This window comes from Amycolatopsis acidiphila, from assembly GCF_021391495.1.
GTDB classification, from domain to species: domain Bacteria; phylum Actinomycetota; class Actinomycetes; order Mycobacteriales; family Pseudonocardiaceae; genus Amycolatopsis_E; species Amycolatopsis_E acidiphila.
This window is the reverse complement of sequence record NZ_CP090063.1, coordinates 1,553,591-1,577,424: the sequence shown is the minus strand read 5'-3', so window position 1 is coordinate 1,577,424 and position 23,834 is coordinate 1,553,591. Positions and strand designations below refer to the sequence as shown.

Genomic DNA, 23,834 nt, shown 5'->3' with positions numbered 1-23,834 from the left:
CAGCAAAGCACCGGCAGTATGCGGATACCGTGAAGCTACGGCTTGATGTTCTGGTTCAGGTGGAACAGATTGTCCGGGTCGTACCGTTTCTTGACCTCGACGAGCCGGTCGTAGTTGCCCCGGTAGTTGGCGCGGATGCGGTCCTGGTCGTCTCCGGCCATGAAGTTGATGTAGCCGCCTTCCTCCGAATACGGCGCCGTGGCGGCGTAGTAGTCGCGCACCCACTGCACGTTCGCGTCGTTCTCCGCCGGATCGGGCCACATGCCGGCGATGACCGTGGCGAAGTTCGCATCGCGGTAGGCGAAGGCGGTCTCGTCGGAGCCGACCCGGTGGCAGGCGCCGTTGATGGGATAGATGTGCACGGTCGAGTTGACCGCGGGCAGTTTCGGGCCGTGCTCCAGGTGCGCGGCGATCGCGTCATCGGTCAGCTCGGTGACGAAGTTCGCCTTCCAGTAGTGCTGCAGTCCCGGTGGCACGAGGCCGTCGAAGGCTGCGTTCAGCGCCGGGTAGGGCATCGGGCCGACGTGCTCGGCGACCACGGGCGCCACGTCCCGCAACGGTTTGAGCGCCTGCTCGCCCTCCTCCACCGGACCGGACCAGCACGAAACGAACAACGCGAACGGCTCGCCGTGGCGGTTCTCCGGGATGAACGGCAGCGGCGGCGCGATCTGGAACGCCGGGAAACCGCCGAACTGCTCGGGTGCGTCCGCGATGAACTCACGGTAGAAGCCCAGCAGGTCCGCGGCCGCGTCGAGCTCGAACAGCATCGGCCCGCCGTAGATCTGGGCGACCGGCTGCAGCTGGAACTCGAACGACACGACGACGCCGAAGTTCCCGCCACCGCCGCGCAGCGCCCAGAACAGGTCCTCGTTCTCGTGCTCGTTCGCGACGAGGAACCGGCCGTCGGCGGTGACCACGTCCGCGGCGATGAGGTTGTCGCAGGAAAGCCCGGCACCGCGGGCCAGATAGCCGATCCCACCCCCGAGGGTGAGACCGGAGACGCCCGTGGTCGAGATGATGCCGCCGGTCGTGGCGAGGCCGAAGGCGTGCGTCGCCGCGTTGAAGTCGGCCCACGTGGCGCCTCCTTCGGCGCGCGCGGTGCGGCTCGCGGGATCGACCCGGACGCCCCGCATCGACGAGAAGTCCACGACCACCCCGTCGTCGCACGTGCCGAATCCTGGCACGCTGTGTCCGCCGCCGCGGATCGCGAGCTCGAGGTCGTTGTCGCGCGCGAAATTCACCGTGGCCATGACGTCACCGGCGTTGGCGGGACGGACGACCACCCGCGGCCGGCGGTCGATCATGGCGTTGTGCACTCTTCGCGCCTCGTCGTACCTCTCGTCGTCGCGAGTGATCACCACACCGCGAACCTGTTCGCGTAACCTGTCGATGCTCGAAGCGGTCATGTGAGCCAGCACACACCAAGCGCCGCCGCCGGTTCTAGAGCAGGAAGTCCTCACGAGCTTCCCCTGTGGACGGTGGGTGATCCGGTACCCAGGCAGCGGTCCTGTCCATGATTCTTTCCCGCAAGGGAAACGGAGTGAGGGCGTGTGCTCGACCGTGGCACGGAAAAGCCGCACCACGGACCGGAACGACTCCGGCGAGTACTCCTCGGTCCACGGACTCCCGCCATGTCCTCGTAAATCCAGCGCGCGTGGAGCTGCCTAGTGAACGCGCAGTCCCGCGATGAGAAGTCCGACCAGGCGACGCGCGTCGTAGCGGGAGTTGTTCTCCGCGCCGATACAGAGATTTCCGACCCCACGCAGCAGTTCGTAGGCGTCCACGTCAGGCTGGATCTCGCCCGCCTCGGCCGCGGCGTCGAGCAGCTGCGCGCACGCCGGCACGAGCCGGTCGAGGAAAAAGGTGTGCAGAGTCTCGAAGGCCGCGTCACCGGACTGCAGCGCCCCGGCGAGGCCGTGCTTGGTGACCACGAAGTCGACGAAGAGGTTGATCCAGCGCGCCAGGGCCGCGTGCGGTGTGCTGCTTTCCGCCAGCAGTCTCGGGCCGGCCTCCGCGCATGCCTCGACCTGGCGCCGGTAGACGGCGACGATGAGGTCGGCTCGCGTCGGGAAGTGGCGGTAGATCGTGCCGACGCCGACGCCTGCCTTGGCGGCGATTTCACGCACCGGCACTTCGACGCCGGAAGCGACGAACGCCGCGGCCGCCACGTCCAGCAGCCGCTGCTCGTTGCGCCGGGCGTCGGCCCGCTTCCGCGGGGCTGACGACCCCGATCCGCTGTCGGTCTCGGCCACTGCCACCTCCATCACTTGGCAAACGGAACCGTGTTCCGTATGTTAGGTACCGGAACACGGATCCGTTTGTCCAGGATGCCAGAACAACCGGGCCGGAACCACCCCACCTCTGGAGGGACAGTCATGCAGTACCGCACCTTGGGCCGCACCGGCGTACAGGTCAGCACCCTCGTGCTCGGCGCGATGAACTTCGGCAGCAACGGGCGCACCACCCAGGACGAGGCCACCGCCATCGTGGACGCCGCGCTGGCGGCCGGGATCAACCTCATCGACACCGCCGACAGATACAGCCAGGGCGAGTCGGAGGAAATGGTCGGCAGGGCCATCGCCGGCCGCCGCGACGACATCGTGCTCGCGACGAAGGCGACCCTGCCGATGGACGAGGAACGCAACCACCAGGGCAGTTCCCGCCGCTGGCTGGTCACCGCGCTGGACAACAGCCTGCGCCGGCTGGGCGTCGAGCACGTCGATCTCTACCAGATCCACCGGTGGGACCCGGCGACCAGCGACGAGGAAACGCTGTCGGCGCTGACCGACCTGCAGCGCGCGGGGAAGATCCGCTACTTCGGCTCCTCGACGTTTCCCGCGTACCGCATCGTGCAAGCCCAGTGGGCCGCCCGGGAGAACCACCTGGGCCGCTACGTCACCGAACAGCCCGGCTACTCGATCCTGCAGCGCGCGATCGAGGCCCACGTGCTGCCCGTGACCGAGCAGTACGGCCTCGGCGTGCTGGCGTGGAGTCCGTTGGCCTCGGGCTGGCTGTCGGGCGCGATCCGCGAGGGCAGGGAGATCACCACCAACCGCTCGACAGTCCTGCCGGAACGCTTCGACACCACCATTCCCGCCAACCGGGCCAAACTCGACGCCGTCGAGCAACTGGCCAAGGTCGCCGACGACGCCGGCCTGACGATGATTCAGCTCGCCCTCGGCTTCGTCACCGCGCATCCCGCCGTGACGAGCGCGATCATCGGTCCTCGCACCATGGATCACCTGCACTCGCAGCTCGCCGCTGCGGACACCGTGCTCTCCGCCGACGTGCTCGACGCGATCGACTCGATCGTCCCTCCCGGCGTCGACCTCGCCGCACACGAGAAACACGACACCCCGCCCGCACTGCTCGACCCGGCACTGCGGAGGCGCTGACCCATGCCCAGCTTCGGCATCGCGACAGCCCCCATGCAGGTCCACTACCACGACATCCTGCGGGTCTGGCGGGAAGCCGACACGATCCCGGAGATCGAGCACGCGTGGCTGTTCGACCACCTCATGCCGATCGGCGGCGACCCGGCCGGACCCGCCTACGAAGGCTGGACACTGCTCTCCGCCCTCGCCGCGCAGACCCGGCGGTTACGCCTCGGCCTGCTGGTGACCAGCAACCGCTTCCGGCCGCCCGCGATGCTGGCCAAGATCGCCACGACCGTCGACATCGTCTCCGGCGGACGGCTCGACTTCGGCATCGGCGCGGGTTCCCGCCCCAGCCACCCGCTGGCCCGGCGCGAGTACGAAGCACACGGCCTGCCCTTCCACGACTCCGCGTATGCCGTGGGAAGCCTGGCCGAGGCGTGCACGGTGATCCGGCGGTTGTGGACCGAGCCCGAGCCGTTCGACTTCCAGGGCGAGTACGTGCAGCTCACCGGCGCCTTCGGCAACCCGAAGCCGGTCCAGCGGCCGCACCCGCCGATCATCATCGGCGGCCGCTCGGCCGCCGTGCTGCGCGTGACCGCCGAGCACGCCGACCTGTGGAACATCCCCGGCGGCGACATCGAGGACGTCGTGCAGCGCAACGCTTTGCTGGACCGCTACTGCACGGAGATCGGCCGCGACCCCGCCTCGGTCACCCGCTCGATCCACCTCGCGGTCGCCTACGACCAGCCCGGCGGCACGAAGGACGCGATCAGCCAGGCGATCGACGCCGGTTTCCAGCACCTCGTCCTCGGACTGCCGGCGCCCTACCCCGCCGACGTCGCGCAGTGGGTCGCCGACGAGCTGATCGCCGCGTCGATCTCTCGTTAGGCGAACAGGTGTTCGAAGTGCGTGTAGACTTCCCGCTATGACCATGGGACTGCAAGGTTCCCTGTTCGGGGAGACCGAGGAGGCCGCGCTCCGGCCGCTGTCGGCACTACGGCGTACGCCGCTGGGCGACGGAGCGTGGATCGACGTCCTGCCCGACTGGCTCGCCGGGGCGGACACGCTGTTCGAACACCTGGTGGAGCACGTGCCGTGGCACGCCGAGCGACGCCGGATGTACGACCGGGTCGTCGACGTGCCGCGCCTGCTCTGCTTCTACGGCGAGGCCGACGAGCTGCCCGATCCCTTGCTCACCGAGGCGCGTTCGGCGCTGAGCGAGCACTACGCGGACGAGCTGGGCGAGCCGTTCCGCACCGCGGGCCTGTGCCTGTATCGCGACGGGCGCGACAGCGTGGCGTGGCACGGCGACACGATCGGCCGCGGCTCGACGGAGGACACCATGGTGGCGATCCTGTCGGTCGGCGCCCCGCGGAGCCTGCTGCTGCGGCCCCGCGGCGGCGGGCAGACCGTTCGCCAGGCCCTCGGGCCCGGCGATCTGATCGTCATGGGCGGCTCGTGCCAGCGCACCTGGGAACACGCCATCCCCAAGACAGGCAAGCCGGTCGGGCCGCGGATCAGTATTCAGTTCCGGCCACGCGGGGTCCGCTGACCCCGCCGGGCTTCGGTCAGGAGCGAGCCCAGCGATCCCCGGCGTACAGCCATTCGCGGTCCCAGCGGACGGCACGGCGACGGTCCAGCACCAGTCGCGCCGTCCAGTACACCGCGGTGAGCCCCAGCGCGATCACCAGCCAAGCGAAGACGCCGGCGAGAACACTCGTGGTGGCCGCGTCGGACGGCGTCATCGGCGCCGGGACGGGATCCCCCGCACCGGAGAGCCACACCGGAACCTGCGTGCCGGCGGTGGCGCCGGGGTCGGCGGTCACGGTGCCGACGCGCTCGGCACCGCCGGGCAGCGCCCAGCGGGCGGACACCCCGGCCGAACCGCTGCCGGCGCTGAGGTACGCGCCGTCGGTGGCGGGCACGGGTGTCGGCGCGTCCTCCATGAGGGTCGCGGTGGTGAGGTGACGCGAAGTCCGCTGCTCGGCCGAAACGGCGAGCTGGCCGCGATAGGTGTTGGAACCGACGAGCGCGGCGAGCGGAAGCGCGATCAGCAGGCCAAGGACGACGACGATCAACAACCCCGCCTCGACCCGGTCGGAGCGTCTGGCCAACGGATTACGACCAAGGTGGATACGGCGCCAGAATCGAGCGAAACGCCCGAATGGTCCGTTCACGGTCGGAGTCCCCCTTTCCCAGTTACGAGCGAACACACTTGGCAATACCCAGTTTGCCGCGCCGGTACCCGAATTGGCTCGCGAACGAGACCCAGACCGCTTTGAGCGGCCGATCACAACCACGGTTTGCCGTGCCCGCGCGGGAAAGATCACTCACTCGGCCCATGCTGGCACGGACACGGGCCGTGACGACATCGTCCGAAAGCATGCCTGGTTTCCGTGACGGAAAGTGACCAGCGCCAGCCGTCAGCTTGTTTCGAACAGATGAGCTAGTCGATATCCGCGAATGATCCGCCGCGGCCGGCGCCGGCCGCGAAACGACCCGCTCCCGCGCCCGCGTCGGACTCGGCGGACACCATTCCGTACCGCCATTCCACGGAAAGCGCTTCCTCCTCGGTGCGCCCGTGCTGCGCCAGCAGCGACAGCCTGTCGTTGCGCAGGCAGGTCTGCGGGAACCGGGCGATTCCGGCGGCGAGCTCCTCGGCCGCGGCCCGCTCCTGCCCGGCAGGCACGACGCGGTTCGCCAGCCCCATCCGCAACGCCTCGGCCGCCTCGACGGGCCTGCCGGTGAGCACCAGGTCCATGGCCTGGCTGGTGCCGATGAGCCGGGGCAGCCGGACCGTGCCGCCGTCGATCAGCGGCACTCCCCAGCGGCGGCAGAACACGCCGAAGACCGCGTCCTCGGCGGCCACCCTCAGATCGCACCACAGAGCCAGCTCGAGACCACCCGCGACCGCGTGACCTGCGACGGCGGCGATGACGGGCTTGCCGAGCCGCAGCCGCGTCGGCCCCATCGGACCGGGGCCGTCCGCGGCGAGCCGGTTCATCCGCTCGGTGCCGAACGCCTTGAGATCGGCACCCGCGCAGAACGTGCCGCCCTCGCCCCAGAGCACGGCGACCGACGCGTCGCCGTCGGCGTCGAACTCCTCGAAGGCGCGGACCAGCGCGGCCGCCGTGGGTCCGTCGACGGCGTTGCGGGCCTCGGGGCGATGCAGGATCACCGTGGACACCGGACCCCGGCGCTCGACGCGCACCGCCTCGCTCATGTCGGCGACCCTAGCAGCCGGCGCCGCTTTTCCAGGCTCGCCCAGGACCGGGTACTCCCGATGGAAGAGGCAGGACCGGCTTGCAATTGTTTCGTTATCGATCGTTGATATCCAGCCGGCTGGAGCAATCGTTTTCCCGGCCGGTCCAGCCCACCTGGAGGTCGTGTCCGGGCAATTCGACATTTCGCCGCGGGGGCGCGCTCGTCACTCGAAAGAGTGGCCTGACCAGGCGCGCGGCGACCGTGCGCAATGGTCTACGCCAATCTGTGGCCGCGCTACGCGGTGTGGCACGGGCTGTCGTGCTTGACTGGGCGCGATGGACTTCGAGTCGGTGGCGGATGAGCTGTTCGCCGCGAAGCGCGAGGACTTCACCGCGCTTCGCGACGAGCGAGCCAAGCAGGCGCGACCGGACCGCGCGGTGGCGGACCGGATCGCCGGGCTGCGCAAGCCGACGGTCGCCGCGTGGCTGGTGAACCAGGTCAGCCGGAACTGCCCCGAGGAGATCGACCAGCTCGCCGAACTGGGCGAGTCGTTGCGCCGGGCGCATCAGGAGCTGGCGGGGCCGCAGCTGCGGACGCTGTCGCGGCGGCGGCACGAGGTGATCGAGATGCTGAGCAAGCGGGCGCACTGGCTCGCGCGCAAGGCGGGGTACGCGTTCAGCGACGCGACCGGGCGGCAGGTCGAGGACACGTTCGAGGCCGCGGTGTCCGACGAGCAGGCCCTCGACGCGGTCCGGGCTGCTCAGTTGAGCGCGGCGCTGACGCCGGGCTCGCCGGAGCAGTGGCTCACGGCGGCCGTCATGCCGGCGAAGCCTCCCGCGCGTTCGCGGCCTTCGCGGCCGGCTTCGCGGCCCTCGCGGCAGCCTTCGCGGCAGGCTTCGAAGCCGTCGCGCGAGAAGCCGTCGCGCGAGAAGGAACGTCAGGCCGCGGCCCGCGAGAAGGCAGCCCGTGAAGAGGAGCGCCGCCAGGCAGCCCGCGAAAAGGCGCGCCAGGAGGCGGACGAGGCGGCCAAAGCCCAGGACGAAGCCGAACAGGCGTTGTCGGAGGCGGAACAGCGAGCCGAAGAGGCGGCGGCCACGATCGCCGACCTGCGCGCCCGCCTCGACGAAGCCACCCAAGCCGAACGCGACCTGCGTGCGGAGGTGACCGCGGCCCGCAAGGCGCTCACAGCCGCCAAACGAGCTGCCACGGCAGCCGGGAAACGCGCGAACGACCTGGACTGAGCGCCCCGCCCGGCAACCCTCAAGAAGTCAGCTTGTCCACCAGGTCCAGGCCCCGCTCTGCCCACTCGATCTCAGTCCGCGCGCGTTCGGCCATCCCCTGGTAGACGTGCACCTTGTACGCGACGATCGCCTCGTGGTCGGACTCCGAAGCGTGCGCCAGGCGCCGCTGGAGCAGCTCCGTCTCGCGCGCCTGCAGCTGCGCCACATGCCGTTCCCAGCGCTGCAGCTGCTCCTCGTGGTGCGCCCGGTGCCGCTCGAAATGCCGCCGCACGGTCGCGGGCTCCGCGTACTCGAAGTACGTCGCCTTGAGGTACGCCGCATCCCGGACCTGTTGCGGCGCCTCGAGTTCCGACACCCAGCGCCGCAACTCCCGCTCCCCGTCCGGGTTCAGCCGGTACGCCCGCTTCACCGCCTTCGTCCCGCGTGGCTGCTCGTCCGCGGCCACCAGGCCTTCGCCCTCGAGCTTGCGCAGCTCCGTGTAGATCTGCGGATGCGGCGCGTGCCAGACGCGGTCCGCCGACTGGTCGAACTGCTTGGCCAGCTCGTAGCCCGTCATCGGACCCGCCTCGAGCAGGGCGAGCAGCGCGTGCCGCAGGGACATCGAGCCTCCAAATATGTAACTCGATACGTAAATGTTGACATATATTCTGAGCCGCCGCTAGCGTACGGCCCTGCTCGACCAACGACAACGGAGTCCCCGCCATGAGCACACCAGTCAACGGCCGCGCCGCCGTGATCACGTTGACCTATCTGGGTTTCGCCCTTCAGCTGGTCCAGGTCGGCCTGCTGCCGCTGCTGCCCTCGATAGGCAAGGCCCTGCACACCTCCGCCGCCGGCACCTCGTGGATCCTCACGTCCGGCCTGCTGTCCGGCGCGGTGTTCCTCGCGGTGCTCACCCGGCTCGCCGACCTGATCGGCAAGAAGCCCGTCATCCTGCTGGCGATGGGGCTCGTGCTGGCCGGCTGCGTGATCGACAGCTTCGCGACCAGCCTGCCGCTCGTCCTGGTCGGCCGCGTGCTCATCGGCGCCCAGCTGCCCATGCTCGCGCTCCCGGAAGCGATCGCGAGCGACACGCTGCCGCCGAAGCGGGCGCACACCGCGATCAGCGCCATCCACGTCGGCACCGGCCTCGGCATCGCCGCGGGTCTGCTGATCGGCGCCGTCGTCGGCATCCACCCGCAGAACTGGCACCTGTTCTTCGTCATCGGCGCGGGGGTGAGCCTGCTCGGCCTCATCGCGACGACGGTCTTCGTCCGCGACTCGCCCGAGCGCGCCAGCGGCGGGCTCGACGTGCCCGGTGCGGTGCTGCTGACGCTGGCACTCGTCGCCCTGCTGCTCGGGCTCAGCCAGGGCCCCTCCTGGGGGTGGGGCTCGGGCCAGGTGCTCGGCCTGCTGATCGGTGGCATCGCGCTGGGCGCCCTGTGGTGGTGGCGCGAGCGCACCGCGCGCACGCCGCTCATCGATGTCTCGTACCTGCTGCGCCCCGAGGTCGCCCTCCCCTACGCCATGACGTTCCTCATCGCGTTCGGCATCTACGGCTCCCTGTCCGCGGTGACCCGACTCGCGCAGACGCCGCTCGCGTCCGGGTTCGGCTACGGCTGGGGCAGCCTGACCGCGGGCTGGTTCGCGCTGCCGCAGGCCGTCGGCAGTGTGCTCGGCATCTTCGTGCTGCGCGGGGCACGGCCCCGCGGGCTGGTGCTGACCTCGGCGATCGGCTTCGTCTCGATCACCATCGGCTTCGTCGGGTTCGCGCTCGGGCACGCGGTGCCGGTCCTCGAACTGGTGTCGCTCGGCTTCGACTCGATGGGCCTCGCGGTCGCCCTCGCCGCGACGCAACTGCTGGTGCTGCGGGCGGTTCCGGCCGCGGAGTCCGGCATCGCGCTCGGGCTCTCGGTCGTGATGTACGCGGTGGGCAACTCCGTCGGCAGCGCCGTCGCGGGCGTGTTGTTCGCGAGCCTGACCACTCCCGCCGGGACCCCGGCGCTCAGTTCGTACCTCGCGGGCTTCGCGGCCTGCGGGCTCTGCGCGATCGTCGCGCTGCTGCTGTGCGTCCCCCTTGCCCGGCGACGGCGAGCCACACCCGTCGCCACGTCCGATCTCGAAGGGATCACCACATGAACCGTCTCCAGCTCTCCTTCGCCTGCTGGGACTACGACCGGATGCGCGCACTGCAGGACGGGCGCGTGCGACCCGAGGGCATCGACCTGAACTTCCTGTCACTGCCGGTCGAGGAGACGTTCTACCGCCAGCTGCGCCACCAGGAGTTCGACGTCTGCGAGATGAGCCTGTCGTCGTACCTGCTGACCCTGAACCAGGACGAGCCGCCGTTCGTGGCGCTGCCGGTGTTCCCGTCGCGGTTCTTCCGGCACCAGTCGATCTACGTCAACACCGCCGGCGGCATCGACAAGCCCGCGGACCTGGTCGGTAAGCGCATCGGCACGCCGGAGTACCAGATGACGGCCGGGGTGTGGCAGCGCGGGATCCTCGCCGAGGAGTACGGCGTGCCGGTGGACTCGGTGCAGTACTTCACCGGCGGCATCGAGGAGCCGGGACGGGACGAGAAGATCCGGCTCGACCTGCCCGACTCGATCAGCGTCACGCCGATCGGCCCGGACCAGACGCTCTCGGAGATGCTGGCCGACGGCGAGATCGACGCGATCTGCAGCGCCAGCCAGCCATCGTGCTTCGGCCGGGTGCCGCAGGTCCGGCACCTGTTCGAGGACTTCACGGCGGTGGAGAAGGACTACTACCGGCGGACGCGGATCTTCCCGATCATGCACACTGTCGTGCTCCGGCGCGAGCTGCACGAGCGGAACCCGTGGATCGCGCGTTCGCTCACGAAGGCGTTCACCGCGTCGCTGGAGCTGGCGTACGAGGACCTGAAGCACCGCAACGCGTTGAAGGTGATGTTGCCGTGGCTGCAGCAGCACCTGGAGGAGACGCTGGACGCGCTCGGCCCGGGTTACTGGGACTACGGTCTCGAGCGCAACCGGCACGTGCTGGAGACCTTCGCCCGCTACTCCTACGAGCAGGGCCTGGCTTCGCGGGTCCGGTCTCCCGAGGAGATCGTGCTGGCCTCCGCCTCCGACTCGTTCAAGCTGTGAGGTCCGTTGTGGACAGTCTCAAGCAGACGGTTTCGGACGCGTGCCGGATCCTGGCCGCGCACGGGGTGGTCGAGGGGATCCTCGGGCACGTGAGCGTGCGGGTCGACGATTCGCACCTGCTGGTGCGCACGCGCGGCCCGCGCGAACGAGGGCTGCGGCAGACCGAGGTGGCCGACATCCGGCTGGTGGACCTCGACGGCGAGGGCGACGAGCTCGGCGAGTGGCGGGTGCCGAACGAGCTGCCGATCCACACCGAGGTGCTGCGGGCGCGGCCGTCGGTGGGCGCGGTGGTGCACGCCCATCCGCCGGCGATGCTCCTCTGCGGGCTGGCGGGCCTGCCGCTGCGGCCGGTCTACGGCGCGTTCGACATTCCCGGCATGCGGCTCGCCGCGGGCGGCGTGCCGGTGTACCCGCGGTCGGTGCTGATCCGGCGGCGCGACCTGGCGCAGGAGATGCTGGCGGCGATGGGCGAGCGGCCGGTGTGCCTGCTGCGGGGACACGGCGTGACGGTCACCGGGGCGACGGTCGAGGAGGCCGTGGTGCGGACGATCGCGCTGGAGACCCTGGCACGGGTGACGGTGGAGCTGCACCGGCTGGGCACCAAGGTCCCCGACGTGAGCAACGCGGACCTGGCCGAGCTGCCGGACCTCGGGGCGGGTTTCAACACGGACGCGCAGTGGCGGGCCCTGGTGGCGGAGGTCTCGGGCGGCTGAGCGTGTCGTCCTTGGGCGGTGGCGGTTTTCGCCGTGGCGGAACCGCCACCTCCCAACGCCGCGGCCACCGGGTCCGTCATTTTCCGCGAACACGATTCTTGACCGCTCCTTTACCCTGCATTATGGTCTAGACCACAAAGGTTCAGACAACTCCGTCCCAAGCCAGGGAAAAGGAGAGGCTCATGACCAGCAGGAAGCACCTCAAATCCATTGCCGCCGGGGCCGCGCTCGCGCCGGTCATCGCGCTCGGGCTGCCCGCCGGGGTCGCGAGCGCACACGGTTACGTCTCCGCCCCGCTCAGCCGGCAGGCCCAATGCGCCCAGGGCATCGTCTCCTGCGGCGACATCAAATACGAACCACAGAGCGTCGAAGGCACGAAGGGCCTGCGCAGCTGCAGCGGCGGCAACACCCGCTTCGCCGAACTGGACGACGACACCTTGGGCTGGCGCGTCACCCCGGTGGGCCGGACGGTGACCTTCACCTGGACGAACACCGCGTCCCACCGCACCAGCGACTGGGAGTACTACATCGGCGGCACGCGGGTCGCCGTGGTGGACGGGGGGAACACCCAGCCGCCCGCCACCGTGACGCACACGGTGGATTTCGGCAGCTTCACCGGCAGGCAGAAGGTGCTCGCCGTCTGGAACATCGCCGACACCGCCAACGCCTTCTACTCCTGCGTCGATCTGCAGATCGGCTGACCCTTCTCCTGCGCGCGCTCGCGGGTTATCGTTTTCCTCCGGCCAACCCGAGGGTGGAGGAGCGGATCAGGGTCACGCTCACGACACGGACGTGGCCCTGATCCGCACACCGTCCACTAGTGCGTGCCGCGGTAGGCCGCCACGACCGAATCCCCTTCCGGCAGCCGCTCCACGACCGAGGTGGCCACCTCGGCGAGCCGCCGCCGGTGGCTGCGCGCGTACATCCGCAACGAGACGAAGGCCTCGTCCACACCGATCCCGAGCCGTTCGGCGAGCACGCCCTTCGCCTGCTCGATGGTGATCCGGCTGGTCAGCGCCGTCTGCAGCTGCTCGACGAGGACCTCGTGCCGCCGCAGGGTCCGCTCGTGCAGGATGCCGATCGTCGCGATGTCGGCGAGCGCCTGCCCGACGCTCAGCCTGTCCTGCCCCAGCTCGCCGGAACTGGCGGCGAACAGGTTGACCGCGCCGACGATGTCGTTGCGCAGCCGCATCGGCACGGCGACCACTGCCAGGAACCCGGCGTCCCGCGCGGCCCGCGCGAACACGGGCCACCGCGGCGGAGCGTGGGTGAGGTCGGGGCACTGGACCGCCCGTCCCTCCCGGTAGCAGTCGATCGCCGCGCCCTCGTGGTTCTGCAGCTGCAACAGCTCGAGCAGGCGAACCTGCTCGCCGGAGGCGGCGACCACGTTGAGCACCCCGTGCGTGTTGGCCAGCAGCAGGCCCGCCGCCTCGACCCCGAGCAGGTCCACGCAGCGGACGGTCAGCAGGTGCAGAAACTCGATCAGGTCGAAGTCGGCCACCAGGGTGTCCGCGAGCTCGACGAATGTCCGCGTCACCCGCGCATCCGGCACACTCATCGGTGTTCCCCTTCGGACGTGTCGTTGCCGGCGAACCGCAGCCTGCGTTGCACCACCGCCCTCGCCACCTCCCCCAGCCGCTCACCATGAGCGTATGCGTGTGCACGAAGTCTGACCATGGCCTCGCCGACCGGCACCCCGAGCTGTACCGACACCATTCCGGCAGCCTGGTGCAACTCGGCGCCCTGGTCGAAGAAGCGATCCTCGCCGTTCGCCCCGGCCTGTCCGTCCAGGGCGATCGCGAGTGCCACGTCGGCACAGACCATCGCGTCGGCGAGTGCACCAGGTGGCAGCGGCCCGGCTTCGGGGCGGTGGAGGTCCAGCGCGCCCACCCGCACCGCACCGATGCGCAGCGGGACGGAGAACTGCGCCCGCGCACCGGCACGCAACGCGTCCGGCACGTATCCGGGCCAGCGGGCACGGCACTGCTCACCCGCGAGGTCCGGTACCAGAACCGGCTCGAACCCCGCGGCAGCGTCGACCGCAGGACCTTCTCCCGATGTGGTCTGCAGCTCTACCAGCTCCTCGCCGAGTGGGTCGGTGGCATACACCAGTTGCCCGGCTCGCAGCGTAGCGGCCGACAACAGCACGGCGACACCGGCCGAGACCGCGTCGCCGCAGGCTAGGCACACGTGGCGCAGCGAGACGGGAGCGGCCTCACGGCGTGCGTGACCGACGATGGACGCCCAGATCCTGGACGCCCTGTCCTCGTTCATCTCCTGCGTACCGCCTCGGTGCTCTCCTGCCAGGGTGGCTGAACAATACCCAGAGTTCATTTCCGAGTCCGCGGACACGAGCGCCGCGCGGCGAGAGGCCTTCGTGTCAACCGGCATCGAGGCGTGGTCGCTCACTCGCCGTGTGCGAACGAATACGCACCGACAATGGCGTGGGAATGTGGCGATCGGCCCAGCTTGCGGGGACGAACGGAGTATTTGTCACCCATTCGGGTTTTCGAACGGCGGTTTCGAGGAATTTCTCCCCCATGACCAGAACACGAACATACAGTGGCCGGGCCTCCGCCGCCAGGATCGTCACCGGCATCGGAGCCGTATTCGCACTAGTCGAAGTGATCTACATTCTGATGATCCTGCTGGGAGCCAACGCGGGCAACGCCTTCGTCCGGTTCATCCGCTCGATCGCCGAACCACTGGCCCTGTTCTTCCCGGGCCTGTTCCCCATCGACAACGCCCAGCTCGCCGTGCTGGTGAACTACGGACTGGCCGCGATCTTCTGGCTGGTCGTGACGGGCCTGATCGCCCGCCTGTTCTTCCACTGACCCAAGCGCGTCTTCTGGTCCCGCCCGAAGCCTCCTGCCCGCCGGGGCAGGCCGGGGGCGCCGGTCGCCGCGGGAACCGCTTCCGAACGCTCGGGGGCGAAAGCGTTTCCCGCGGCGACCGTCCGTCCGGCCCGGCCGACGGGCGCTGAGGCATCATGATCGGGTGACGAGTTCTTTCAGCACCGCGGACCTCGTGGACGAGCATGGCGACAAGCTCCAGGTCTGCGACACCCAGTTCCGCCAGTTCGGCAAGCACCGGATCTTCACCGGCCCCGTGCGCACGGTCTCCTGCTACCAGGACAACGGCCTGCTGCGTGAGCTGCTGCGCACTCCCGGCGAGGGCGCGGTCCTGGTGATCGACGGCGGTGGCTCGCTGCACGCCGCACTGACCGGCGACCTCATCGCCGGTTCGGCCGTGGAGAACGGCTGGGCCGGGCTGGTGATCAACGGGGCGGTCCGGGACAGCGCCCAGCTAGCGGACATGGCGATCGGCATCAAGGCCCTGGGCACCAACCCGCGTAAGAGCAGCAAGGCCGGCGTCGGCGCGATCGACGTGCCGGTCGGCTTCGGCGGCATCACCTTCCGCCCGGGCGACCTGCTCTACGCCGACGACGACGGCGTGGCGCTGCTGCCGTCCAGCTCCTGAAGCACCGCATCGGCCAGCGCCTCCTGGTGGCGCACGGCCGATGCCTGTCCGCGCACCCGGTCCGTGACGTAGGCGTAGACCACGTCACGGTCCGGGTCGGCCCAGGCGATGCAGCAGTTGCTGCCGTTGTGGCCGAAGGTGCGGGGGCTGCTCAGCCGCCCGAGCGGGGTGCGGGTCGCGCGCGGCCCGCGCCGGCATGACGTAGAACGCCGCGAGATCCCGCGCGGTGGACCGAGCGGGCCCAGTCCGCCATCACCAGCGCATCGCCGAACGCGCCGCCCGCCGTCGTGATCCCCGGACGGTGCTGCAGCACGTGCCGGACCGTGATGGCCTCCTTGCCGAGCTGCAGCACCCGGCCGCCGCGCAGCACGCACAGCTGCGCGACGTCACTCCGCGCTTCGACCAGTTCCACCGCCGTTTTCCGGGGCACGCCGACAACCTAATCCGGCTATTGTCGCCGCATGGGCGAAATGCTCCGGGTGAACGGCGTGGAGCTGTGCGCCGAGACATTCGGCGAGCCGCGCGATCCGGCGATCCTGCTGATCGGCGGCGGGGGCGCGGCCATGGACTGGTGGGAGAAGGACTTCTGCGACCGGCTCACCGAGGGCATGCGGTTCGTGATCCGGTACGACAGCCGCGACACGGGTCAGTCCGTGCACTACCCGCCCGGCGCGCCCGGCTACGGATTTCCGGATCTGGTGGCCGACGCGCTCGGGGTGCTCGACGCACTCGGCGTGGCGCGGGCGCACGTCATCGGCATCTCGATGGGCGGCTCGGTCGCGCAACAGCTCGCCGTGCACCATCCGGACCGGCTCGAGTCGCTGACGCTGGTCGCGACCAGCCCCGGCGGCCCGGACCTGCCGCCGATGTCGGTGCCGCTGCGCGACTTCTTCAGCGAGGCGCAGTCGCCCGACTGGTCGGACAAGAACGCGGCGGTCGAGCACATCGTCGAGACCGAGCGGCACTTCGAGACGCCGGAGTACTTCGACGAGGACCACGTACGTGCCCTGGTCGAACAGGTCGTCACCCGCTCGGCGAACCCGGCGAGCGCCGAGAACCACGCCATCCTCGAAGGCGCCGAGTCCGTGCGGGCGAGGCTGGGCGAGATCGAGCTGCCCACGCTGGTCATCCACGGCACCGCCGACCCGCTGTTCCCCTACGCGCACGCCGAGGCGCTGGCGCGGGCGATCCCCGACGCGGAGCTGTTGCCGCTCAACGGGGTCGGGCACCAGATGCCCCCGCGCCCGACGTGGGACACCGTGGTGCCGGCCCTGCTGCGGCACACCTCGGGCGGCTGGGACGCGCAGGCCGACCGGCTCGCGGCGCGCTCGATCGAGAGCGGCGACCCGACGGGCTGGTTCGACCGGCTGTACTCCGCGGGCGTGGCCGGCGAGGTGCCGATGCCCTGGGACCGCAGCAACGCCGCACCCCTGCTCGTCGACTGGGCGAAGGACCGGTCCTTCGCGCCCGGCCGTGCCGTCGTCGTCGGCTGCGGACTGGGCGCGGATGCCGAGTACCTCGCGAGCCTCGGCTTCACCACCACCGCCTTCGACGTCTCCCCGACCGCGGTCGAGGTGGCGAGCGGCCGCCATCCCGGGTCCACAGTGGACTACCGGGTGGCGGATCTGCTCGACCCGCCACCCGAGTGGCCCGGCGCGTTCGACCTCGTCGTCGAGATCTTCACCGTGCAGGCGATCCCCCGCACGCACCGCGACGCCGCCACCGCCGCCGTCCGACGGCTGGTCGCGCCGGGCGGGGCCCTGCTCGTCATCGCCGGGTCCGGCAACGGCGATGAGAGCGGGCCGCCATGGCCGCTCACCCGCGAGGAGGTCGAGGCGTTCGCGTGCGAGGGCGTCGAAGTGGTCGGCATCGAGGAGCTGGACCGCTGGCGCGCCGAGTTCCGCCGTCGGCCGGGCAGGCTCCGCTGATCTCGCCGTTGTTGACGATCTTGCCGTTCTGCACGCGGTAGCTCCACACGGGCGTGTCCGCGAGCTCGCCCTTGGTGTCCCACTTGAAGTGCTTGGTCAGGCCCTGGCCGTCGTAGTCCTTGACGAAGTCCAGCAGCCCCGCGCGGTCCTTGGCACCCGAGTCGATGCCCTTGAGCAGGATCGTCGCGACGTCGTAGCCCTCCGGCGAGTACGTGCCGGGGTCGGCGCCCTCCTGCTGCTTGAAGGCGGCGGTGAAGTCCTTGAAGTTGTCCTCGGGCACGCACGGGCAGGTGAAGTAGGCGTCGGTCGCGCCGGCGCCGGCCCCTTGAGGGGTTCTCGGCGGCAACCTTGTTGACCACGGCGGAGAAGTCGGTCTGGCCGGTCTTCACCTTGTCGGTGCAGGTCGCCCGCGTCCCGGGCGCCTGCTTGATCTGGTCTGCGAGCCCGATCCCGAAGTCCACCGACGGAGCCGCGGCCGAGGTCGCCGTCGACGAGCTGTCGTCGCCGCGTGCGGCACAGGCGCCCAGTGCCAGCGACGCGGCTGCCGGTACCGGCATTTTCCCCAACGAAGGGGGACAACTGCCCGAAGTGACAGGGAATCAGTATCCGGAGCGGGTGAGCTCGGCCGCCAGCCGTTCGGCGGCGTCGGTTCCCACCTGTCCACAAAGGATGATCGCGTCGTGCCGGTGCTCCCGTGCGGCGGCGCGGCTCCCGCTCAGCTCCAGCACGCACGCCAGTTCCGCGAGAGTCTGTGCGCGCTGCCACCGCGTGAACGGTTCGGTCAACGCGCTCAGCGCGGCACGCAGGCAGTCCAGCGCCCGCGCGTGTTCGCCCGCCGCACGCCAGGCTCTGCCCTCGTCCAATGCGGACCCCGCCGCGCCCCTCGGGTCACCGGCTTCCGCGAACAGCGAACGGGCGGTGCGATGTGCCCGTGCGGCCTCCGGCCATTCCCCCATCGCCCCCAGATCCATCCCGATCAGGCGGAAGATGAGGGACCGGAAGAACAGGTAGGTGTTCGGGTTGGCCTCGGCGCGGCGCAGCTCGGTGTCGGCGAGGACCTCCCGGTGCACGGCCAGCGCCTCCTCGGGCCGCCCGACGGCGCCGAGCACCTGGCCGAGTGCGTTGCGGATCGGGCCCTGCCCGGCCCAGAACCCGAGTTCGGCGGAAACCGCGGCGGCGGGCCTGATGTGCTCGAGCGCCTCCTCCGGCCGACCGAGCCGCATCAGCACGGCGCCGAGGTAGCCCAGCGCCCAGGTCTCCTCGCGCCGGTCCCCGATCTCGCGCGCGAGCGCCAGCGCCTCCTCGTGCGCGGCGAGCCCGCCCTCGATGTCCTGCAGGCACATGTAGCGCGCCCAGCCGACGAAGTTGAGCAGCTTCGCCTCGGCGTGCCGGTCCCCCAGCTCGCGCGCCGCGTGCGCCCCCAGCGTGAACACCTCGTCCCACGGCTGCTGCTGGCGGACGTCGGAGTACCAGTGCATCGCCTCGGCCAGGTCCACCACCCGGTGCCGATCGCCGAGTCGGGCGGCGATGCCGTGGGCGGCGAGCCAGCCCGAGGCCTCGCGGTCGAGCCAGCGGCCCGCTTCCTCACGGGAGCCGAAGCCACGCGAGACGCTCACGGCCTCGGGGTGGAACCACTCGGCGGCGACCATCGCGCTGTCGAGCAGATGACTCACCACCGTGCGGCGGACCTTCGCGAGATCGTCGGGGTCCTCCTCCGCCTCCAGCCGCTCACGGGCGAACAGCCTGATCAGGTCGTGGTAGGAGTAGCGGCCGTCCTCCGCGGAGGCCTGCAGCAGGTTCGCGTCGACCAGCTCGTCGATGTAGCGCCGCACCGCCACCTCCGGCAGGCCGGTGGCGACGGCCGCGACCTCCACCCCGAAGTCCGGCCCGGGGATCACGGCGAGCCGCTGGAACACCAGGCGCGCCTCCCCGGTCAGGCGCCGGTGTGACATCTCGAACGCCGAACGCACGCGCAGGTCGCCAGCCGAGAGCGCGGCCAGCCGGGTGCCCTCGTCGCGCAGCAGCGAGACCAGGTGCGAGATCGTCCAGTGCGGCCTGCTCGCCAGCCGGTTCCCGGCGATGCGCACCGCGAGCGGCAGGTTTCCGCACAGTTCCGCCAGTTCGGCCGCGCCCTCCGGCTCGGCCCGGACCCGCTCGTCGCCGATGATCGTGCCGACGAGGGAGGCCGCGTCGCCGCGGCTGAGCGCGGTGAGCCAGATCCAGCGGCCCGACTCGAGCCCGGCGAGCGCGCGCCGGCAAGTGATCACCGTGAGGCAGCCGGTGGTCCTGGCGAGCAGCGGGCGCAGCTGCGTCTCGTCGGCGGCGTTGTCGAGCAGGATCATCGTGCGGCGCCCGGACAGCAGCGAGCGGAACAAGGTGGTCTGCTCCACGACGCTGAGCGGGGTCCGCTGCACCGGCACGCCCAGCGCGCGGAGCAGGATGTCGAGCGCGGCGCGCGGGGTGACCGGCTTGTCGTCCATCCCGCGCAGGTCGATGGAGAAGCAGCCGTCGGGGAACTCCCCGCGCAGCTCGTGGGCGGCGGTCGCGGCGAGCGCGGTCTTGCCGACGCCGGGATGCCCGACGACCGAGACCACCACCCCGCCCGGCGTGCCGGCGGCGTCGACCGCGGCGGCGCGCAGCCGGTCCAGCTCTGCGGTCCGGCCGACCAGGTCGGGCACCGCGGTCGGCAGCATCGCGACCATCCCCGGCCGCGGGGCCGGACGGGCGCCGCGCAGGCGGCCCTGGCGGGCGCGGTCGAGGAATGTGACGCGCTCCTCACCGCGCAGCCCGAGGGCGCCGGCGAGTGCTTCGGTGGATCTGCGCTGCGCCGCGCGGGCCCGGCCGCGCTCGAGATCGCTGAGCGCGCGAACGCTCACGCCGGAGGCTTCGGCCAGCTCGGCCTGGGTCAACCCGGCTCCCCGGCGGAGCTCCAGGAGCAGCTCGCCGAAGGTGGGCTCGTCGGCAGATGTCTCGTTCACCGGCGCCCATTAAACCGGCAGAACTGGCGGGAGCGAAAAACTGCTGGTCGTTATTCCTGGCAGAGCTCGAGCTTTTCGCGGTTTCCTGACGCCATGTCAATCGGTATCGCCCGGATGGAGGACACGGGCACCACACATCCCACCTTTGGCCGGCTTCCCTCCGCTGTGCCCGTCGGAGTGCTGGCCGCCGACCCCCTGCTGCGATCGGGTCTGGTCAGCGCCCTGCGCGGCCAGCCGGGGATCCGGCTCGTCGAAGGCGAACTGCACCAGCCCGGCGTCCTGGTCGCCGTCACCGACGACATCCGTACCCTGCCGTACCTGGTCGGTGACTCCGCCCGGCACGCGCGCCTGGTCCTCGTCGCGGAGCCACCGCAGCCGGGCGAGCTGTGGGCGGCGATCGAGAGCGGCCTGGTCGTCCTCGTGCCGCGGAAGGAGGCCACCGCCGAACGGTTGCGCAAGGCGATCACCGATGCGCACCAGGGCCGCGGGCACCTGCCGCCCGAGCAGCTGGGACAGATGCTGCAGGGCCTTGCCCGGCTGCACCGGGACGTCCTGGTGCCGCACGACCTGACCCCGACGGGACTCTCCAGCCGCGAGACGACCGTGCTGCGGCTGCTCGCCGAGGGGCGGGACACCGCCGAGATCGCGGCCGAGATGGCCTACTCGGAACGAACCGTGAAGAACATCCTGCACAAGCTCACGACCAGGCTGGGCCTGCGCAACCGCACGCACGCGGTGTCCTACGCACTGCGTCACGGCCTCATCTGAGCGCCACAACTGGGGTGAGACGGCGGAACGGTCCTCTGTGGATCTTTCCGCGGACGGCGCGGCGCACCGAAACCCGACGTCGGCGTTTACGGCTGAGACACAGCGCACTACTCTCAGTGGGTCAGTCGTGAAGCAACGTTCTGCGAGGCAGTAATGTCCGGTGCACCGCCCACCCCATCACCGAGGCAGGTCCCCGTCGGCGTGGATCCCAACAGGCCGAGCATCGCCCGGATCTACGACGGGTTCCTCGGTGGCAAGGACCACTACGAGGTCGACCGCACGGTGATGACCAAGATCAACCAGGCGGTGCCGGAGGCGGTGGACATCGCCAAGGGCAACCGCGGGTTCCTGAACCGGGCCTGCCGGTTCCTGGCCGGGCAGACCGGTATCGAGCAGTACCTCGACTGCGGTTCGGGACTGCCCACCGCGGAGAACACGCACCAGATCGTGCAGCGGAGCAACTCCGACGCGCGGGTCGTCTATGTGGACAACGACCCGGTGGTGCTGGCCCACGGGCGGGCGCTGCTGGAGGAGAACGAGAACGTCCACATGGTCGAGGCGGACATCTTCACCCCGTCCGCGGTGCTGAAGAACGACATCGTCGTCAAGCACATCGACTTCTCGCAGCCGGTCGTCCTGCTGCACGTCGGTACCCTGCACCACTTCGAGGGCGACGGCGGGCCCGCCGTCATGCAGGAGTACATCGACGCGCTCGCGCCCGGTTCGTACGTGGTGTTCTCGCACTTCTACGACCCCGAGGTGCCCGAGCTGACCCAGCTGGCAAAGCGGATCGAGGAAATCCTCGTGCACGGGCCGATGGGGGCGGGCCGGTTCCGCACGAAGGACGAGATCGTCGCCATGCTGCCCGGCCTGGAGATCATCAAGCCCAACGCGACCACCGCGCCCGGCCTCGTCGCCTGCGACGAGTGGTGGCCGGACGGCCCGCGGCTGACGCCGCTCAGCAAGGCCGCGCACTGCATCGCGGGCATCGTCGCGCGCAAGCCCTGATCACTTCCGGCGACCGGCCCCGGGGACTCTTCCCGGGGCCGGTTTTCGTCAGGCCCCTGCAATGCACAGGCGCAGCGAATTCACCGCGCGCCGGCTCGGGGAAGGCTTGCGGCGACGGGCTCCTTCGCGCGCAGACCGAGCGCCGCGACCGCCCCGGCGAGGGACACCACCGCACATACGACCGCCGAGACACCCCACCCGGACAGCAGGTTCGCTTGTCCACTGTGGACGCTGAGCACGAACACGACGGTCACTCCGAGCGCCGCACCCAGATAGCGGCTCGTGTTGTTGATCCCGCTCCCCATGCCCGCCCGGTGCGCCGGCACACTCGCCACCGCCTCGCCGCCGACGGTCGCGTTCACCAGGCCCGTGCCGATGCCCGCGAGGAACAGCCCGGCCACCAGCTCCACCCGGTTCGCCAGCCCCATCAAAGCCAGCAGCCCCAACGCGGTCAGGATCAGTCCGCCCGCCATCCGCGCGCCCGGCGGCACGCGCGCACCCAGCAGCCGCGCGCTCATCGACGCCGCGACGCTCGTCACCGACCACACCAGCAGAAACCCCGACGCCACCAGGGAGGACTCACCCAGCCCGCGCTGCAGCACCGTCGGCAGGAAGGACATCGCCGCCGTGATGCCGACGCCGTTCGCGAAGCTGACCGCCGTCGCCGAAAGCAGTGCCCGCCGACGGAAAAGCGACAAGTCGATCATCGGGGCGCGCGAGCGCCACTCGACGACCAGGAACGCCACCAGTACGACGATTCCCACCACGAGCAGCACCAGCACGAGTGGTTCATCCCAGCCGCCACGCCCCTCGGTCAGCCCGGCGAGCAGACTGGCCAGCCCCGCCGCGAGCAGCACCACGCCCGGCACGTCCACCCGGCGCGAGCGGCCGGAGGTCGATTCGGCGAGCACCGTGCGCCCACCGACCGCGAGCGCCGCCGTCAGCACGGCGCCGATCCAGTAGGTCAGTCGCCAGTTCGATCCCATCGCACACAGCGAAGCCACGAACGGCCCGATCGCGAGGCCGGCGCCCATGCTCGCGCCCCACAGTCCCATCGCGCGCACCCGCGCGTGACCCGGCGGCAGCGCGTGACCGATCAGTGCGAGACTGCACGCCAGCACCGCCGCCGCACCGAAACCCGCGAACACCCGGGCGAGCACGAACACCAGTGTCGTCGGCGCGAGAGCGCTCGCGACCGACGCGATGGTCAGCAGCGCGGCACCCCCGACGAACACGCGACGCCGCCCGAAGTCGTCACCGGCCGTGCCCGCGGTGAGCATCGCGACCGTGAGACCGAGGCTCATCGAGCTGAGCATCCACGTCTGGCCGGACGCGCCGGCGCCCAGCCCCGTGGCGGTCTGCTGGATGGTCACGAGCGGCGCCGTGAACGACAGCATCGCCAGGAGCGTGCCGGCCGCGGCGGTCACCACGGTTCGGTCTGGTGATTGAACCATGGTGCGACGGTAGCACGTTTCGTCTGTTCATTGAACCGAGGACTACGCTGGAACCATGGCTCTCAAGTCCGACTACTCGACCCAGGAGTGCTCCATAGCGCGCGCACTGGAGGTCGTCGGCGAACGCTGGACGCTGCTCATCGTTCGAGACTGTTTCCTCGGCCTGCGGCGCTTCTCGGATTTCCAGCGACACCTGGGTATTCCGAAGGCCGTGTTGACGGTCCGCCTGGAGCGGCTGGTGGAGGCGGGCATCCTCGAACGGCACGAGTACCGCCCCGGGCGTCACGAGTACCAGCTCGTCCGAAAAGGTCTGGACCTCTGGCCGGCTCTGCACGCGCTCAACACGTGGGGGAACCAGAACCTGGCGCCCAACGGCGCGCGCTCGGTGTTCCTGCACGCAGAGTGCGGCGACGCACTGGTAGCGGGCGGCTTCTGCGCGAATTGCCGCCGCCTCCCCGCCGCGACGGAGATCGAGTACCAACCCGGCCCCGGCCGCGCACCGGATCCGGATGATCCGGTGGAGCAGGCGCTGCGTCCAGGGCACCGGCTGCTGGAGCCGCTGGTGCTGGCCTGAGGCGG

26 protein-coding genes are annotated in these 23,834 nt (G+C 70.5%); 14 read left to right on the top strand and 12 right to left on the bottom strand.

The annotated features are described in order from the left end of the window. Window positions 1-35 precede the first annotated feature (35 nt). Window positions 36-1,406, bottom strand: coding sequence for an FAD-binding oxidoreductase (locus LWP59_RS07710; RefSeq protein WP_144638986.1), 1,371 nt, complete (start codon window positions 1,404-1,406; stop codon window positions 36-38). 258 nt (window positions 1,407-1,664) lie between these two features. After that, on the bottom strand, window positions 1,665-2,252 hold the full coding sequence (locus tag LWP59_RS07705; protein ID WP_144638985.1) for a TetR/AcrR family transcriptional regulator: 588 nt from the start codon (window positions 2,250-2,252) through the stop codon (window positions 1,665-1,667). A 123-nt stretch (window positions 2,253-2,375) separates the two neighbouring features. Here LWP59_RS07705 and LWP59_RS07700 point away from each other — a divergent pair, with 123 nt between their 5' ends. From LWP59_RS07700 to LWP59_RS07690, 3 genes are read left to right on the top strand one after another with little or no spacing between them, the layout of a single operon-like run. Next, window positions 2,376-3,395 carry an aldo/keto reductase gene (locus LWP59_RS07700; protein ID WP_144638983.1) on the top strand — a complete coding sequence of 340 codons (1,020 nt, stop codon included), beginning with the start codon at window positions 2,376-2,378 and terminating at the stop codon, window positions 3,393-3,395. Between the two features lie 3 nt (window positions 3,396-3,398). After that, window positions 3,399-4,265, top strand: a complete 867-nt coding sequence (locus LWP59_RS07695; RefSeq protein WP_144638982.1) for an LLM class flavin-dependent oxidoreductase — start codon at window positions 3,399-3,401, stop codon at window positions 4,263-4,265. 37 nt (window positions 4,266-4,302) lie between these two features. Next, entirely contained in the window at window positions 4,303-4,929 is a 627-nt protein-coding gene (locus tag LWP59_RS07690; RefSeq protein WP_144638981.1) for an alpha-ketoglutarate-dependent dioxygenase AlkB, read from the top strand. Between the two features lie 16 nt (window positions 4,930-4,945). Here LWP59_RS07690 and LWP59_RS07685 read toward each other — a convergent pair whose 3' ends face one another. Both LWP59_RS07685 and LWP59_RS07680 read right to left on the bottom strand, forming a co-directional pair. Further along, window positions 4,946-5,554, bottom strand: a complete 609-nt coding sequence (locus LWP59_RS07685) for an Rv1733c family protein (protein WP_144638979.1) — start codon at window positions 5,552-5,554, stop codon at window positions 4,946-4,948. Between the two features lie 269 nt (window positions 5,555-5,823). Further along, window positions 5,824-6,600 (bottom strand): crotonase/enoyl-CoA hydratase family protein, encoded by a 777-nt coding sequence (locus tag LWP59_RS07680; RefSeq protein ID WP_144638977.1) that lies wholly within the window; start codon window positions 6,598-6,600, stop codon window positions 5,824-5,826. A gap of 316 nt (window positions 6,601-6,916) precedes the next feature. On the opposite strand from LWP59_RS07680, the gene LWP59_RS07675 reads away from it, so the two are divergent. Further along, entirely contained in the window at window positions 6,917-7,822 is a 906-nt protein-coding gene (locus tag LWP59_RS07675) for a hypothetical protein (RefSeq protein WP_229857319.1), read from the top strand. Between the two features lie 19 nt (window positions 7,823-7,841). Here LWP59_RS07675 and LWP59_RS07670 read toward each other — a convergent pair whose 3' ends face one another. Next, window positions 7,842-8,423, bottom strand: coding sequence for a PadR family transcriptional regulator (locus LWP59_RS07670; protein WP_144638974.1), 582 nt, complete (start codon window positions 8,421-8,423; stop codon window positions 7,842-7,844). A 101-nt stretch (window positions 8,424-8,524) separates the two neighbouring features. On the opposite strand from LWP59_RS07670, the gene LWP59_RS07665 reads away from it, so the two are divergent. The 4 genes from LWP59_RS07665 (at window position 8,525) to LWP59_RS07650 (ending at window position 12,340) form a co-directional block, all read left to right on the top strand. Further along, on the top strand, window positions 8,525-9,940 hold the full coding sequence (locus LWP59_RS07665) for an MFS transporter (RefSeq protein WP_144638972.1): 1,416 nt from the start codon (window positions 8,525-8,527) through the stop codon (window positions 9,938-9,940). Beyond that, window positions 9,937-10,926, top strand: coding sequence for a substrate-binding domain-containing protein (locus LWP59_RS07660; RefSeq protein ID WP_144638970.1), 990 nt, complete (start codon window positions 9,937-9,939; stop codon window positions 10,924-10,926). Before LWP59_RS07665 ends, LWP59_RS07660 begins: the two co-directional genes overlap by 4 nt. Before the next feature lie 8 nt (window positions 10,927-10,934). Further along, window positions 10,935-11,639, top strand: a complete 705-nt coding sequence (locus LWP59_RS07655; protein ID WP_229857320.1) for a class II aldolase/adducin family protein — start codon at window positions 10,935-10,937, stop codon at window positions 11,637-11,639. Between the two features lie 182 nt (window positions 11,640-11,821). Beyond that, the gene (locus LWP59_RS07650; RefSeq protein WP_144638966.1) at window positions 11,822-12,340 is read left to right on the top strand and encodes a lytic polysaccharide monooxygenase auxiliary activity family 9 protein; all 519 of its coding nucleotides are present in this window, start codon (window positions 11,822-11,824) and stop codon (window positions 12,338-12,340) included. 116 nt (window positions 12,341-12,456) lie between these two features. Here the strand turns inward: LWP59_RS07650 and LWP59_RS07645 are convergent, their stop codons facing one another. From LWP59_RS07645 to LWP59_RS07635, 3 genes are all read right to left on the bottom strand, one after another. After that, window positions 12,457-13,197, bottom strand: coding sequence for a GAF and ANTAR domain-containing protein (locus LWP59_RS07645; RefSeq protein ID WP_144638964.1), 741 nt, complete (start codon window positions 13,195-13,197; stop codon window positions 12,457-12,459). Next, the gene (locus LWP59_RS07640; protein WP_144638962.1) at window positions 13,194-13,913 is read right to left on the bottom strand and encodes a GAF and ANTAR domain-containing protein; all 720 of its coding nucleotides are present in this window, start codon (window positions 13,911-13,913) and stop codon (window positions 13,194-13,196) included. The genes LWP59_RS07645 and LWP59_RS07640 overlap by 4 nt, the downstream gene beginning before the upstream one ends. A 106-nt stretch (window positions 13,914-14,019) precedes the next feature. After that, window positions 14,020-14,238 carry a hypothetical protein gene (locus LWP59_RS07635; protein ID WP_186383263.1) on the bottom strand — a complete coding sequence of 73 codons (219 nt, stop codon included), beginning with the start codon at window positions 14,236-14,238 and terminating at the stop codon, window positions 14,020-14,022. Here LWP59_RS07635 and LWP59_RS07630 point away from each other — a divergent pair. Both LWP59_RS07630 and rraA read left to right on the top strand, forming a co-directional pair. Beyond that, the gene (locus LWP59_RS07630; RefSeq protein ID WP_186383257.1) at window positions 14,180-14,473 is read left to right on the top strand and encodes a hypothetical protein; all 294 of its coding nucleotides are present in this window, start codon (window positions 14,180-14,182) and stop codon (window positions 14,471-14,473) included. The two genes, LWP59_RS07635 and LWP59_RS07630, sit on opposite strands and share 59 nt — an antisense overlap. Window positions 14,474-14,636: 163 nt before the next feature. Then, window positions 14,637-15,119: a ribonuclease E activity regulator RraA gene (rraA, locus tag LWP59_RS07625; RefSeq protein ID WP_144638960.1), complete on the top strand. Its 483-nt coding sequence runs from the start codon at window positions 14,637-14,639 to the stop codon at window positions 15,117-15,119. Window positions 15,120-15,270: 151 nt separating this feature from the next. On the opposite strand, the gene LWP59_RS07620 is transcribed toward rraA, so the two are convergent. After that, window positions 15,271-15,549, bottom strand: a complete 279-nt coding sequence (locus LWP59_RS07620; protein ID WP_186383256.1) for a hypothetical protein — start codon at window positions 15,547-15,549, stop codon at window positions 15,271-15,273. Window positions 15,550-15,580: 31 nt separating this feature from the next. On the opposite strand from LWP59_RS07620, the gene LWP59_RS07615 reads away from it, so the two are divergent. After that, window positions 15,581-17,047, top strand: coding sequence for an alpha/beta fold hydrolase (locus tag LWP59_RS07615; RefSeq protein ID WP_229857322.1), 1,467 nt, complete (start codon window positions 15,581-15,583; stop codon window positions 17,045-17,047). On the opposite strand, the gene LWP59_RS07610 is transcribed toward LWP59_RS07615, so the two are convergent. Then, window positions 16,935-17,327 carry a type 1 periplasmic-binding domain-containing protein gene (locus LWP59_RS07610; protein WP_233921977.1) on the bottom strand — a complete coding sequence of 131 codons (393 nt, stop codon included), beginning with the start codon at window positions 17,325-17,327 and terminating at the stop codon, window positions 16,935-16,937. The two genes, LWP59_RS07615 and LWP59_RS07610, sit on opposite strands and share 113 nt — an antisense overlap. A gap of 319 nt (window positions 17,328-17,646) precedes the next feature. Beyond that, on the bottom strand, window positions 17,647-20,025 hold the full coding sequence (locus tag LWP59_RS07605; protein WP_144638956.1) for a helix-turn-helix transcriptional regulator: 2,379 nt from the start codon (window positions 20,023-20,025) through the stop codon (window positions 17,647-17,649). Window positions 20,026-20,118: 93 nt separating this feature from the next. Here LWP59_RS07605 and LWP59_RS07600 point away from each other — a divergent pair, with 93 nt between their 5' ends. Both LWP59_RS07600 and LWP59_RS07595 read left to right on the top strand, forming a co-directional pair. Next, a complete protein-coding gene (locus LWP59_RS07600) occupies window positions 20,119-20,793 on the top strand; it encodes a helix-turn-helix transcriptional regulator (RefSeq protein WP_229857324.1) in 675 nt (224 codons plus the stop codon). A gap of 153 nt (window positions 20,794-20,946) precedes the next feature. Beyond that, window positions 20,947-21,801 (top strand): SAM-dependent methyltransferase, encoded by an 855-nt coding sequence (locus LWP59_RS07595; protein ID WP_144638954.1) that lies wholly within the window; start codon window positions 20,947-20,949, stop codon window positions 21,799-21,801. Between the two features lie 80 nt (window positions 21,802-21,881). Here the strand turns inward: LWP59_RS07595 and LWP59_RS07590 are convergent, their stop codons facing one another. Continuing rightward, on the bottom strand, window positions 21,882-23,255 hold the full coding sequence (locus tag LWP59_RS07590) for an MFS transporter (RefSeq protein ID WP_144638952.1): 1,374 nt from the start codon (window positions 23,253-23,255) through the stop codon (window positions 21,882-21,884). A 55-nt stretch (window positions 23,256-23,310) separates the two neighbouring features. Here LWP59_RS07590 and LWP59_RS07585 point away from each other — a divergent pair, with 55 nt between their 5' ends. Next, on the top strand, window positions 23,311-23,829 hold the full coding sequence (locus LWP59_RS07585; protein ID WP_144638949.1) for a winged helix-turn-helix transcriptional regulator: 519 nt from the start codon (window positions 23,311-23,313) through the stop codon (window positions 23,827-23,829). Window positions 23,830-23,834 lie beyond the last annotated feature (5 nt).